The sequence below is a fragment of the Nocardia sp. CY41 genome, assembly GCF_009829325.1.
Taxonomy (GTDB): Bacteria; Actinomycetota; Actinomycetes; order Mycobacteriales; family Mycobacteriaceae; genus Nocardia.
The window spans coordinates 110745-123414 of record NZ_VUOS01000013.1 but is presented as its reverse complement, the minus strand read 5'-3'; the positions used below and the strand labels follow the sequence as shown (position 1 = coordinate 123414).

The 12670-nt window shown below is 69.3% G+C and carries 14 protein-coding genes; 4 read left to right on the top strand and 10 right to left on the bottom strand.

Annotation, left to right across the window (positions count from 1 at the left end; all coding sequences use genetic code 11):
• Positions 1-12: 12 nt before the first annotated feature.
• The 3 genes from kstD to GVY64_RS15740 all read left to right on the top strand — a co-directional run bounded on the left by kstD (position 13) and on the right by GVY64_RS15740 (position 3590).
• Entirely contained in the window at positions 13-1722 is a 1710-nt protein-coding gene (gene kstD / locus GVY64_RS15750; protein WP_201298026.1) for a 3-oxosteroid 1-dehydrogenase, read from the top strand.
• A gap of 218 nt (positions 1723-1940) precedes the next feature.
• On the top strand, positions 1941-2807 hold the full coding sequence (locus GVY64_RS15745; RefSeq protein ID WP_159842004.1) for a MaoC family dehydratase: 867 nt from the start codon (positions 1941-1943) through the stop codon (positions 2805-2807).
• Positions 2808-2963: 156 nt separating this feature from the next.
• Entirely contained in the window at positions 2964-3590 is a 627-nt protein-coding gene (locus GVY64_RS15740) for a hypothetical protein (RefSeq protein WP_159842002.1), read from the top strand.
• Between the two features lie 68 nt (positions 3591-3658).
• Here the strand turns inward: GVY64_RS15740 and GVY64_RS15735 are convergent, their stop codons facing one another.
• The 6 genes from GVY64_RS15735 to zapE form a co-directional block, all read right to left on the bottom strand.
• On the bottom strand, positions 3659-4120 hold the full coding sequence (locus GVY64_RS15735) for a hypothetical protein (protein ID WP_159842000.1): 462 nt from the start codon (positions 4118-4120) through the stop codon (positions 3659-3661).
• Positions 4117-5391: a DUF58 domain-containing protein gene (locus GVY64_RS15730; RefSeq protein WP_159841998.1), complete on the bottom strand. Its 1275-nt coding sequence runs from the start codon at positions 5389-5391 to the stop codon at positions 4117-4119. The genes GVY64_RS15735 and GVY64_RS15730 overlap by 4 nt, the downstream gene beginning before the upstream one ends.
• Entirely contained in the window at positions 5388-6350 is a 963-nt protein-coding gene (locus GVY64_RS15725) for an AAA family ATPase (protein WP_159841996.1), read from the bottom strand. The genes GVY64_RS15730 and GVY64_RS15725 overlap by 4 nt, the downstream gene beginning before the upstream one ends.
• Before the next feature lie 29 nt (positions 6351-6379).
• A complete protein-coding gene (locus tag GVY64_RS15720; RefSeq protein WP_159842292.1) occupies positions 6380-6865 on the bottom strand; it encodes a hypothetical protein in 486 nt (161 codons plus the stop codon).
• A 34-nt stretch (positions 6866-6899) separates the two neighbouring features.
• Entirely contained in the window at positions 6900-7817 is a 918-nt protein-coding gene (locus GVY64_RS15715) for a DUF4129 domain-containing protein (protein WP_159841994.1), read from the bottom strand.
• Positions 7818-7995: 178 nt separating this feature from the next.
• Positions 7996-8994: a cell division protein ZapE gene (gene zapE, locus GVY64_RS15710; RefSeq protein WP_159841992.1), complete on the bottom strand. Its 999-nt coding sequence runs from the start codon at positions 8992-8994 to the stop codon at positions 7996-7998.
• 61 nt (positions 8995-9055) lie between these two features.
• On the opposite strand from zapE, the gene GVY64_RS15705 reads away from it, so the two are divergent.
• Positions 9056-9637, top strand: coding sequence for a TetR/AcrR family transcriptional regulator (locus GVY64_RS15705; protein ID WP_236566859.1), 582 nt, complete (start codon positions 9056-9058; stop codon positions 9635-9637).
• A 9-nt stretch (positions 9638-9646) separates the two neighbouring features.
• Here the strand turns inward: GVY64_RS15705 and GVY64_RS15700 are convergent, their stop codons facing one another.
• From GVY64_RS15700 to GVY64_RS15685, 4 genes are all read right to left on the bottom strand, one after another.
• A complete protein-coding gene (locus GVY64_RS15700; RefSeq protein WP_159841990.1) occupies positions 9647-10084 on the bottom strand; it encodes an NUDIX hydrolase in 438 nt (145 codons plus the stop codon).
• A gap of 63 nt (positions 10085-10147) precedes the next feature.
• Positions 10148-11326: a lipid-transfer protein gene (locus GVY64_RS15695; RefSeq protein WP_159841988.1), complete on the bottom strand. Its 1179-nt coding sequence runs from the start codon at positions 11324-11326 to the stop codon at positions 10148-10150.
• Positions 11319-11738, bottom strand: coding sequence for a MaoC family dehydratase (locus GVY64_RS15690; protein WP_159841986.1), 420 nt, complete (start codon positions 11736-11738; stop codon positions 11319-11321). The genes GVY64_RS15695 and GVY64_RS15690 overlap by 8 nt, the downstream gene beginning before the upstream one ends.
• Positions 11735-12670 (bottom strand): bifunctional MaoC family dehydratase N-terminal/OB-fold nucleic acid binding domain-containing protein, encoded by a 936-nt coding sequence (locus GVY64_RS15685; RefSeq protein WP_159841984.1) that lies wholly within the window; start codon positions 12668-12670, stop codon positions 11735-11737. The genes GVY64_RS15690 and GVY64_RS15685 overlap by 4 nt, the downstream gene beginning before the upstream one ends.

The window sequence follows — 12670 nt, the reverse complement described above, 5'->3', positions numbered from 1 at the left end:
CCATTCTATAACGTGTTCTACATGACTGATCGGGAATACGACGTGGTGGTGGTCGGCAGCGGCGCCGCCGGCATGACCGCCGCCCTCACCGCGGCCCACAACGGCCTGAGCGTGGTGGTCATCGAGAAGGCCGCGCACTACGGCGGGTCGACCGCGCGCTCCGGCGGCGGCGTGTGGATCCCGGGCAACAAGGCGCTGCGTGCGTCCGGTCGGCCCGACGACCGCGAGGACGCGCGGACCTATCTGCACAGCATCATCGGCGACGTCGTGCCCTCCGAACGGATCGACGCCTTCATCGATCGCGGGGCCGAGGCGATGGACTTCGTGCTCGATCACTCGCCGCTGAAGATGACCTGGGTGCCGGGCTACTCCGACTACCATCCGGAGGCGCCGGGCGGTCGGCCCGAGGGCCGCTCGTGCGAGCCCAAGCCGTTCGACACGAAGATCCTGGGCGAGGAGCGGTTCCACCTGGAGCCGCCGTACGCGAAGGCTCCGCTGAACGTCGTGGTCATGCAGGCCGACTTCGTCCGGCTCAATCTGATCCGGCGTCATCCGAAGGGCATGCTCCGGGCGATGCGCGTCGGCGCGCGCACCTACTGGGCCAAGTTCACCCGCAAACACATCGTCGGCATGGGGCAGGCCATCATCGCGGGCATGCGCAAGGGGCTCATGGACGCGAACGTGCCGCTGTTGCTGAACACCCCGATGACCGACCTCGTCGTGACCGACGGCGTCGTCACCGGCGTCCGTGCGCTGCACGAGGGCGAGCCGGTCACGTTCACCGCCCGCTACGGCGTCGTCCTCGGCAGCGGCGGTTTCGAGCACAACGCGGAGATGCGCACCAAATACCAGCGCCAGCCCATCACCACCGAGTGGACCACCGGCGCGGCCGCCAATACCGGCGACGGCATCCAAGCGGGCATGGCGGCGGGCGCGGCCATCGGTTTCATGGAGGACGCTTGGTGGGGGCCGACCATCTTCAAGGGCGGCAAACCATGGTTCGCGCTGGCCGAACGGAACCTGCCCGGCAGCATCATGGTGAACGCCGACGGCAAGCGATTCGGAAATGAGTCCGCTCCTTACGTCGAGGCAGTGCACACCATGTACGGCGGCGAGTACGGGCAGGGTGAGGGGCCGGGCGAGAACATCCCCGCATGGCTGGTGTTCGACCAGCGCTACCGGAACCGCTACATCTTCGCCGGACTACAGCCCGGTCAGCGCTTTCCGTCCCGGTGGATGGAAAACGACTTCATCGTCAAGGCCGACAGCATCGAGGAATTGGCAGGCAAGATCGGCGTGCCCGCCGGCGAGCTGGCCGCGACCGTGGCCCGGTTCAACGGCTTCGCCGAGACCGGCAAGGACGAGGACTTCGGCCGCGGCGACAGCCACTACGACCGGTATTACGGCGATCCGACCGTGCGGCCCAATCCGTGCCTGGCCGCGCTGGTGCAGGGCCCGTACTACGCCGCCAAGATCGTGCCGGGCGATCTGGGCACCAAAGGCGGACTGGTGGCCGACACCGCAGGGCGGGTGCTGCGCGAGGACGGCAGCGCCATCGAGGGGTTGTACGCCTCCGGCAACTGCTCCACACCGGTGATGGGCCACACCTACGCCGGGCCCGGAGCCACCATCGGCCCCGCGATCACCTTCGGATACCTCGCGGTGCTGGACATCGTCAAGCGCAAGAAGGAGCAGCCCGCCGCCGCCACCGCGGAAGCGTGAGAAGGGATCGCGGTGCGGGCTACGGCTCGTGGGCGGAGCACCGCGATCCATCCCCAGGCCGATGAGCAGCCGTGGAACGATCCCGCGGAGCGGACGACACACTGGCGAGCCGGTGCCCGGACGCGCAGGATCGAACCCGGGCGCTGCCGAGTTCCGGCACGACCACACGCGCGGCGCGCACGGCCGGATCGATCCACATTCATGTACAAGGAGAACTGATGCCCATCGACCCGAAGATCGCGCTCGGCGCGCAACTGCCGAGCCGGGAGTTCGCCTGGACCCCTTCGGACGTGCAGCTCTACCAGCTGGGCCTCGGCGCGGGCACGCGCTGGACCGACCCGGCCGAGCTGCGCTACCTCGACGACCGTGAACCGCAGGTGCTGCCGACCTTCGCCACCGTGGCGGCGACGGTGCACGAAACCGAGCCGCCGAAGGTGAGCTTCCCCGGGGTCGAGATCGATTTGGCGAAGGTGGTGCACGGTCACCAAGAGGTCGAGGTGCACCGGCCGATCCCGGCGGCGGGCAAGGCGACCAAGACCAGCCGGATCGCCGAGATCTGGGACAAGGGCTCGGCCGCGGTCATCGTGCAGGAGCACACCGTCACCGGCTCCGACGGAGCGCCGCTGTGGACCGAGCGCTCTTCGATCTTCGCCAAGGGCGAGGGCGGCTTCGGCGGCGAGCGCGGACCGGGCACCAAGACCGAATTGCCGGATCGCGCACCGGATTTCGACGTCACCACGCCGACGCTGCCGCAGCAGGCGTTGCTCTACCGGATGTCCGGTGATCGCAACCCGCTGCACTCGGACCCCGAATTCGCCCGCGCGGCCGGGTTTCCCGCGCCCATCCTGCACGGGTTGTGCACCTACGGCATCGTCTGCAAGACCGTGACCGACACCGTGCTCGACTCCGACGCGAGCCGCGTCACCGGTTTCCGCGCCCGCTTCGCCGGTGTGCTCTACCCCGGCGAGACGATCCGCACCCGGATCTGGCGCCAGGACGACGTGCTCACCATCGCCGCGACCGTGGTCGAACGCGACGACGCACCGGTCCTCGGCGACGTCTCGCTACGGATCGGTTCCGCCTGAGCGGGTTGCCACGCTGATACACCGCCTCGGCGCGGGCTACCTGTCGAGTACGGAGCCGACTACTATGCGACTGCGCCGAGCTACCGGCCGGTGACAGAACCGGGTGCGCGCCGAACGGGGGATTCAGCATGACAATCATCGAAAAGAGGATGCGGATTGCAAGAGCAATGCGACGCATGCAGTAATCGCGCGGATGACCGCTCGCACAGCGCCGATCTGTTCCTCGACGAATCGAACCCGCACTCCGGGGCCACCTGGCAGGGCCTGCTGACCGTCAACGAGTATGTGAGCCCCGATCCGGCACTCACCTGGTCACTGTATGTTCCGGGTTGGCCGGACGGGAACTCCTCGGCGGACGTCATGATCGACTGGATCCCGCTGGAAGGCACCTCCTGGCGGGGAATGGAAGGCGCACAGGTCGAATGCACCGAAGCCGAAGCGCCCATCTCGGCGTATATCTACGACGGTTGCCACTACGCGTTCGACTACGTCCACATCCAGGTTCTGCGTCAAGTCGGCACAACGGCACGGTTTGCCATCGAACTGGCCGACTGCGACGAGATAATCAGCTTCGAGCTGGCCGACGGCACGGTGCTCGAGACCGACCGGCCGCTCTACGCGACGGTCGATGCACGGTTCGACGGCATTCGAATGCAGCTGGACGCGGACCGGGAATTGGCCGAGTTCACCGACACTTCCGGTTTGGCGTACAACGCCGTCTCCGGCCTGTACGAGCCGGTCGACACAGGCACCACAGCATGTGGTTCGAAGATGGGGCTGTGAGGTCGACTCGGGAACAAAACCACGTTGGACCCTGACTCCACGCGCGTGACACATCCCAACCGTCCGGGTCAGGCTTCGCCGCCCGGAGCCAATTCTCGGTCGCCGCTGCCGCGTCGGGCGGCCGCACCCTGGATCACCAGGGCGTAGAGCACCAGCACGAGCACCGGCGCGGCCAGCGGAGCCCAGGCCAAGCGCAGTGGGAGCAGAGCGGCGGCGACGGCGACCGCCGCGAAGCCGACCGCACCGGTCACCGACGGGATCGTGGTCGGCACCACGCCGTGCGGGGCGGTCACCGTCGCCGCGTTGAGCAGATAGGTGGTGGCGACCAATCCCGTTGCGGCGGAGGCGAGCACACCCGCGTCGGCGATCGCCAGCACGGCCAGCGCGAGCAGCACCGCGCAGACCGCGAGCGGCCGCAGCCACCAGCCGAGCGCGACGAAGACCAGGGCCGGAATGCCGATCCACGGCTCCAGCAGCGCCACGGCCGCCACCAGCAGCACCCCGGAGAGAACGGCGAGGAATCTGGTCATCGGCGCACCCGTACGGTCCTGCGGTGCTCGGGCAGCGCCCGCATGATCTGGTCCAGGCGCGCGTCCTCCGGCCACGCCACGATGTCGACGCCGACGGTGCCCATGTCCCGGTACATCGCCGCGCGCTCGAGCTGCCACATCTTCGCCAGAATCGGGTCGAGGTCCTCTCGGAACGGCGTGCCGCGCAGGACGTCCACCACGACCACTACGTGCCCGCGCTTGCGCAGGTCGATCAACGCGAGCGCGAATTGCGTGTCCAGCAGCGTGGAGAACGCCACCACGATCGCGCCGAGCGGCACCGCCGCGTGCGGCGCGAGCGTGCCGGTGGTGGGGATGTGCTCGTCGCCGACGTCGAGCACGGTGTCCACGATGCGGTAGAACTGGCGACGTCCGATGTCCGGCCGCAGCCAGCGCGGCGCCTGGCCGAGGCAGACCACGGCGGTCCGGTCGCCCGCCTGCAGGGTCGACTGCACCACCTGCGCCGCGCCGCGCACCGACAGCTCCAGTGAATCGGTGGCCGGTCCCGGCGCCTGCTGGGAGGTGTCCACCAGCACCACGACGTCGGCGGAACGGTTGGTCAGCCGCTCGGTGACATACAACCGTCCCCGCCGCGCGCTCACCGGCCAGTTCACGATGCGCAACTGATCGCCGGGCGCGTAGGCGCGGATGTCCGCGTATTCGACGCCGGGGCCGTGCCTGCGGGTCAGGTGCGTGCCGAGCCGCTCGGGGAGTTCCGTGCGCGGCAAGCGCATGCGCTGCGGATCGGTGATCGGATACACGAACAACTGGCCCGCGGGCAGTATCGCGGTGGCGACCGCGAGCCCGGCGGGGCTCAGCGCCGATACCCGCACCGACACCGGGTAGCGCCCCCACCTGCCCGCCGAGAGGGCCAGGCGCAACCCGGCGGGCGCGACTCCGGAATCGCCGGCCTCTTCGACCTGCATCCCCAGCCCTGCCGAGCTCTGCGGTTTCAGGCGCAGCAGCGCGTGCCCCTTCTCGACGAAGGCGGCGACGGTGAGCGTCACCTCCTCGGTCTCGAAGCAGCGCAGCGTGCCGCCGCCGTCGACCTGGATCCGGGTGGAGGACTGCTGCCACGGCGCGGTGGCCAGCACGCCGAGCAGCGGCGCGGCGAAGACCAGCAGCTGCCACCTGCCGAGGACCACCGCGAGCACCAGGGCCGCCGCGGCGCACCCCGCGAGCATGAAGACCAGCGGGGCGGGCCGCCACCGCAATTCGGCGTCGACCGCCGAGCTGGCGTCGCGGTGCCTCATGTCACGGTGGCGCGCGGGACCGGCAGACGGCGCAGCAGTTCGGTGATGACGTCCTCGCCGCGGATGCGGCGCACCCACATCTCCGGCCGCAGCGTGATCCGGTGCGCCATGGCCGGGATGGCCAGCGCCTTCACGTCCTCGGGGATCACGTAGTCGCGGCCGAGCAGCAGCGCCCGAGCCCGGGACATCTGCACCAGGTCGAGTTCCGCGCGCGGGCTCGCGCCGACCTCGACCTGGGGGTGCCCCCTGGTGGCCGACGCCAGCGCGACGACGTAGCTCACCACGTCTGGGTGCACGGTCACGTATTCGACGGATTGCCGCATCTCCAGCAGCCCGTTCGCGTCCACTACCTGGTTGACCTGCGGCTGTTGCGCGCCGCGTTCCAGCCTGCGGCGGATCATCTGCGTCTCGTCGCGCTCGGACAGGTACCCCAGGCGCAGCTGGATGGCGAACCGGTCGAGCTGGGCTTCCGGCAGCGGATAGGTGCCCTCGTATTCGATCGGGTTGTCGGTGGCCAGCACGACGAACGGTTGCGGCAGCAGCAACGTCTCGCCGTCGATGCTGACCTGCCCCTCCGCCATCGCCTCCAGCAGCGCGGCCTGCGTCTTCGGCGGGGTGCGGTTCACCTCGTCGGCCAGCAGCACGTTGGTGAACACCGGCCCGCGCCGGAAGGTGAACCGGCCGGAGGACATGTCGTAGATCGTCGACCCCAGCAGGTCGGCGGGCAGTAGATCGGGCGTGAACTGCACCCGGGTGAACTGCAGCCCGAGCGCGGCCGCGAACGATCTCGCGATCAGCGTCTTGCCGAGGCCGGGTAAGTCCTCGATCAGCACGTGCCCACCGGACAGCACGGCGATCATGATCAACTGCAACTCGTCCTGCTTGCCGACCACGACCCGGGAAAGCTCCCGGAGCACGGCCTCGCTGCGCTGGATGGTCACGTCCATCGGCATGGTCATGTGTGTACCCGCACTTGCCTCAACCCATTTCACATTCTCTGCAGGCGGCTCAGGATCTCGTCCAGCGCCGCACGTCCCGGTGCCCTGCCGGCCTGATCACGAAGGGCCGAGTTGGCCGGGTCCACCCAGCGCCACAGCTCGGGCCCGAACTGGTGGATACCCGCTGCCTCGACCGCTCTGCGGTTCTTCGCCACCCGCTGTCCGCTGGACAGCTCGAACTCCTTGGCCAGCAGCGGACGCAGGTGCCGGTCCCAATCGGCACGGCTGCCGTCCGCGCGGTCCGCGAGCATCTGCGCCCTGGCGTGCCAGCGTTGCAGCATCTCCGCCGGCCCGTTCTCCATGTCCTCGACCTCGTCGTCCGCGGCCTCCGAGCGCTCGAACAGCGACCAGACCAGCCAGACCAGTGCCACCGCCACCGGGATCCCGGCGACGACCAGCAGCAATCCGCGGGCCCGCTCGACGGCGACCAGCTCGACCAGCCCGGTGACGATCACGGCGATGATCACCACCCCCATCCGATTCACGCCAGGTCCTCTCTCGCCCGTCCGGTCACGCGGGCACCTCCCCTTGCAGATCGGCGAGCACGATGCGCAGCAGTTGCTCGGCCCGCATCCGTTGCCATTCGAGCATGGCGTGCGGGCTGAACCTGGCCTCCTCGAAGAGGGCGACCAGCTCGCGGGCGGACGCGTCGTGCAGCGCGCCGCGTTCGAACGCGCGGGCCAGCACTTCCATCGGGGTGTCCGAGACGAGCGGTGCGGCGGCGCGGTCGGAGGCGAGACCGCGCTCCATCGCGACGTAGCAGGCGATGATCGCGGTGCGCGGGTCCTGACCCGGGGCGTTCATCGCGGCCAGACCCAACTCGGCCGCGCGGGCCAGCGAATCCGCCACGGTGGGCGCCGCCGCGACCGTCTGCGCGGGCGCGGGAGCGGGCTTGCGCCGGGTCGACACCGCGACCACGACCAGACCGCTCATCGCCACCGTCACCAAGCCCGCGGCCGCGATTCCGGCGAGAACCAGCGCTGTCCCGGTCAACTCCGCCGACTTCGGGTCGTATTCGGCGGACGGCGGCGTCCCGTGCTCCGGCGGCGTGCCCGTGGTGGTGGCGGGCGCCGCAGGGCGCGCGGGCTCGCTCGGCCTGCTCGCGCCGAGGAAGTAGATCGCCGCCGCGGCCGCGAACAGCACGCCGAGCAGCGCCAGCGCGCCCAGCAGCGCGAGGCCGACACGCCCGAGACGCCACTGCGTGCGCTCCTCCTCCCGCTCGGGCTCCGGCATGGCCAGCGGCAAACGGTGCTGACTGGCGATCACCCCGGCCAGCAGGATCACGATGGACACGGTGAGCAGCACCGGCATGAGCGCGACCGACAAGGCGGACGGTGCGTGCCTGCGCGACTCGGTTTCGGTAATTCCTGGGATGTATCCGTGCAGGGCGATGGCAGCAAAAGCCAGCAGCGTGATCAGGACGATCACGCGCGATATCGGCGCTCGCGCCCGGGCCACTGGTTACCGCCAAATCTGAGTACTGCACAAAACAGCCACATAGTTACATGCCGGGCGGTCCGCTCGGGATGGAATGGAATACTTCGAAGTCCCTCCTCTTAAAGCGCAGCTGTGCGGGAAGTCGACCGGCCGTCCGTCGTGGCGGCGACTAGCCGGTGATATCGGACGAAGACTGGGACAATTCACAAAGCCGGCTCGCCAAACGTGAGATATCCGGCACTTCCGCGACGTCTCGCACGAGCGCGGCGAGCGGCGCGGACGCGACGACGGTGAGCTCCCGATCGCTGTCGTAGAGAACATCGACCACGTTCACGAAACGCATCGCCCAGTCGGGCGGAACTTCGTACAGCGGTGGCACTTCCCGGATTTCCCAGCGCGGAAATCGTTGGGCCAGCGCAACATAATCCGATGCGGAAGTTGGGACTCCACACAATGCGGCGAAGTCGATGACGAGAGCGCCGTCGTCTCCGGCAATGGCGTGCAATCTGCGGGCACCGAGGAAAATCTCGGCCGCCGCTTCGTTGTCACGTTGGGGCGCAGCGCTTTTTCCCGTGCCGACAGCGGCCGCCGAGCGCGCCACGACGTATCGTCCGGCGGCGAATCCGGAGCGGACGGCGCACGCGCCGAGGGAGCGATAGTCGATCGCGCCGTCGACCGGCACCACGTCCATGTGCGTGAGAATCCGGTCTATCGTCGGCAGGAACCGTTCGTGGAACAGCGGATTCGGCAGCAGGCCTTCCGGCGGATAGTTCGAGGTCACCACCAGCGTGACGCGGCGGGCGAACAGCGCGTCGAGCAGCCGTGCGAGCAGCATCGCGTCGCCGATGTCGTGCACGTGGAATTCGTCGAAGCAGATCAGCACGGCATCGCCGAGCAGCGCGTCCACCGCGGCATCGATGGAACCGGACGCGTGTGCCGTGGCGTGTAATTCGGCGAAGAATGGATGGAAGTGGTAGCGCCGCTTGCGCTCGGACGCCACCTCGGCGAAGAACCGGTTCATGAGCATGGTTTTGCCGCGTCCGGGTCTGCCGTGCAGATAGACGCCCCGATGACGCCGGACCGGGCGACCGCGCCGATCGACCAACTCGCGCAACCGCGCCGCCGCCCGCGCCTGATCGGAATCCCACCGGATGACACCGGGTTCCATGACACCTCCTGAGTCCTCTACATTTGTAGAGGACGTGGTCAAGTGACCGCCAGGAAGGGTGATGATGTCCACAGGCGACCGGCGCGTACTCCTCGTCGACACGGCCATCGAACTGATCGCGACCAACGGCCTGCGCGCGCTCACCCACCGCGCGCTGGACACCGAACTGGCACTGCCCCCGGGCTCGACCTCGTACTACTTCCGCACCAAACGCGCGCTCATCGAGGCCGTCGTGGACCGGATCACCGACCGATCCCGCGCGGATTTCGCCGCCGCCGCGCTCGCGCCCTCCTCCGCCGCCGCGCCGGAATCGGCCGCCGAGGCCATCGCCGCCTGGCTGGACCGGCTGCTGACCGACCGGCGCGCGCATCTGATCGCCCGCCATGCCCTGCTGGTCGATCTGCTCGACGATCGCGACTTGCATCCCCGGCTGGCGCACAGCTTGTTCTCGGTCGACCGCGCCCGGGACCTCTTCCACGCCATGGGCGCGTCCGACCCGCGGACCCGGGCGGAGGACTTCGTCGCCGTCGTCGAGGGCGCCGTCTTCGACCGCTTCGCGGGCAACCGCACCGCCTTGCGCCCCGGCACGCCGGAGAGTGTGCGGCAATTGGCCCGCATCCTCACCACACACCTGAACGCGTGACCGCCGCGCTCAGTCCGGCCAGCCGCGCTGGCTGTAGGTCACGCCGTCGAGAAAGCCGCGGATACCCGCGGCCGGGTACGGGATGAGTGTTTCCGGCAGGTTCGCCAGGGGGAACCAGCGCAGTTCGTACGACTTGTCGGGCTCGCGGTTGACCGGCTCGCCCGACCAGCGGCGGGTCTCGAAGAACAACCCGATCCGCGCCTCCCGCCCGGTTTCGACCACGTGCGCGGAGTGGACGTGCCGCAGATCCGCCGGGGCGATCACGACACCGACCTCCTCGCAGGCTTCGCGGGCGGCCGCGGCGAGCGCCGACTCCCCCGCCTCCAGCTTCCCGGCCGGCAGGTGCCACAGCCCGTCGAACTCGTCCGCACTGCGCCGCCTGCTCAGCAACACCTCCGCGCCGCGCAGCAAAAGCACGTGCACGTCCACCAGATGCCGGTCCACCACCGACCCCAACCTACGCCTCGGCGACTCCCACCCATCGTCCGCGCGCGGGCGACACCGACCCGATCAGCCGGTGGTGAGCACCAAGCCGGAGGTTGGGACGCCGGTGCCCGCCGTGACCAGGATGTTGGTCAGGTCGGAGACCGGATTGACCGAGGTGCCCCGGATCTGGCGCACGGCCTCGGCGATGCCGTTCATCCCGTGGATGTACGCCTCGCCGAGTTGGCCGCCGTGGGTGTTGAGCGGCAGGCGGCCGCCGACCTCGATGGCGCCACCGGCGATGAAGTCCTTCGCCTCGCCCCGGCCACAGAACCCGAGTTCCTCCAGTTGCATGAGGACGAACGGGGTGAAGTGGTCGTAGAGGATGGCGGCCTGCATGTCCTCCGGACGCAATCCGCTCTGCGCCCACAACTGCTCGCCGACCAGCCCCATCTCCGGAAGACCGGTCATGGCGTCGCGGTAGTAGCTGGTCATCACGTACTGGTCGGCCCCTGAACCCTGCGCGGCCGCGGCGATCACGGCGGGACGCTGCGGCAGATCGTGGGCCCGCTGCACGCTGGTGACCACGATCGCGACGCCGCCGTCGGACTCCTGGCAGCAGTCCAGCAGATGCAGCGGCTCGGCGATCCAGCGGGAGTTCTGGTGGTCCTCCAGAGTGATCGGCTTGCCGTAGAAGAAGGCGGCCGGGTTCACCGCGGCGTGTTTGCGGTCGGCCACGGCCACCCGGCCGAAGTCTTCGCTGGTGGCGCCGTAGACGTGCATGTAGCGGCGGGCGACCATCGCGACCTGCGCGGCCGGCGTCCCCAGGCCCTGGGGGTAGGACCAGCCCGCGTCGATGCCCGACGACGTGGGCGCGGTGGCCAGCGCCGTGGAGAACTGCCCGAACCGCGACACCGACCGCTCGTTGAACGCGCGATAGGCCACGACCACGTCGGCGATGCCGGTGGCCACCGCCATGGCGGCCTGCTGGATGGTGGCGCATGCCGCGCCGCCGCCGTACCCGATGTGGCTGAAGAACTTCAGCTGCGGGATGCCGACCGCCCTGGCGACCGCGGCCTGGGTGTTGGTGTCCATGGTGAACGTGGTCAGGCCGTCCACGTCGGCGGGCGTCAGGCCCGCGTCGGCCAACGCGGCCGTGACCGCCTCTGCGGCCAAACGCAGTTCGCTGCGCCCGGAGTCCTTGGAGAAGTCCGTGGCGCCGATGCCGACGACGGCGGCCCGGCCGGAGATCCGCTGGTCAGACATCAGCCCTCCGCAACGTGATGACGGCCGTGGCCGTGATGTGGTCGCCGAGGCTGTCCGTACCGACCACGGCGATGTGGATGTCGTCACCCTCCAGCGCGGTCACCGTGCCGGTGAGCGTCAGCGTGTCGCCTGCGTACAGCGGCACGCCCAAGCGCAGCGCGATGGACTTGACGACCGCGCGCGGGCCCGCCCAATCGGTGACGAACCGCTGCACCAAGCCGGTGTCGGTGAGGATGTTGACGAAGATGTCCTTCGAGCCGCGGGCGACGGCCTTGTCCCGGTCGTGATGCACATCCTGGAAGTCCCTGGTGGCCAGGGCGGTACTGATCACGAAGGTCGGATCGGCGTGGATCACCAGCTCGGGCAGCGCCGTGCCGACGCGCACGGCGTCCGGTTCGACGGCCGCGGTCACGAGACCACCTGCCAGACCGGCAGAACCGCCTCGTCGTCGAGCTTCTCGAAGCCCACCTCCACCGGCAGGCCGACCCGCACCTCGGCGGGGTCGATGCCGCGCAGTTCACCGAGCATGCGCACGCCCTCCTCCAATTCGACCAGCGCCACCACGAACGGCAGCTGCCGTCCCGGCACCTTCGGCGCGTGATGCACGACGTAACTGAAGACGGTGCCGCGCCCGGAGGCGACGATGTAGTCGGTCGGTTTCGACTTGTCCTGCCAGATGGCGGGAATCGGCGGATGCCGCAGCGATCCGTCCGGCAGCCGCTGGATGCGCAGCTCACCGGCCTTGGTTCCGTCCCAGAAGAATTCGGTGTCCCAGGAGACCAGCGGCTTGACCCGCTCGCCTGCCTCGGGTTTCGGCGCCGCGGTACCGGGAGCGAATTTCAGCAGCCGGAACAGCATCTCGGCGACCACCTCGTCGCCGACCCGCCAGCTGGTCTGAAAGGTGACGAACCATCCCTCGCCCAGCGCGGTGCGCTTCGGGCCACGGATATCCGACAGCGTGCTGGTGACCGAAACCTGCTCGCCGACATCGAGATAGCGGTGGTAGGTCTGCTGACAGTCGGTGGCGACCACCGAGGTGTAACCCGCGGCGTCGAGCAGCTCCGTGGCCGCCCCCATCGGGTCGTCGGCGGGCCGGGAGCCCCCGAGCCCGAACATGGTCCACACCTGGGCCATGGCGGGCGGCGCGACGATGCCGGGATGGCCCGCCGCACGCGCCGCCTGCTCGTCGACGTAGATCGGGTTGGCATCGCCCAGCGCCTCGACCCAGTTGTTGATCATCGGCTGGTTCACCGGATCGCGCCCGAAACGGGGCGCGCACTCACCCGCCGCCTGGATCGCCCGGGCTGCGGCGAGAATCTTCTCCGGAGTTGTGGTTTCCGGCAC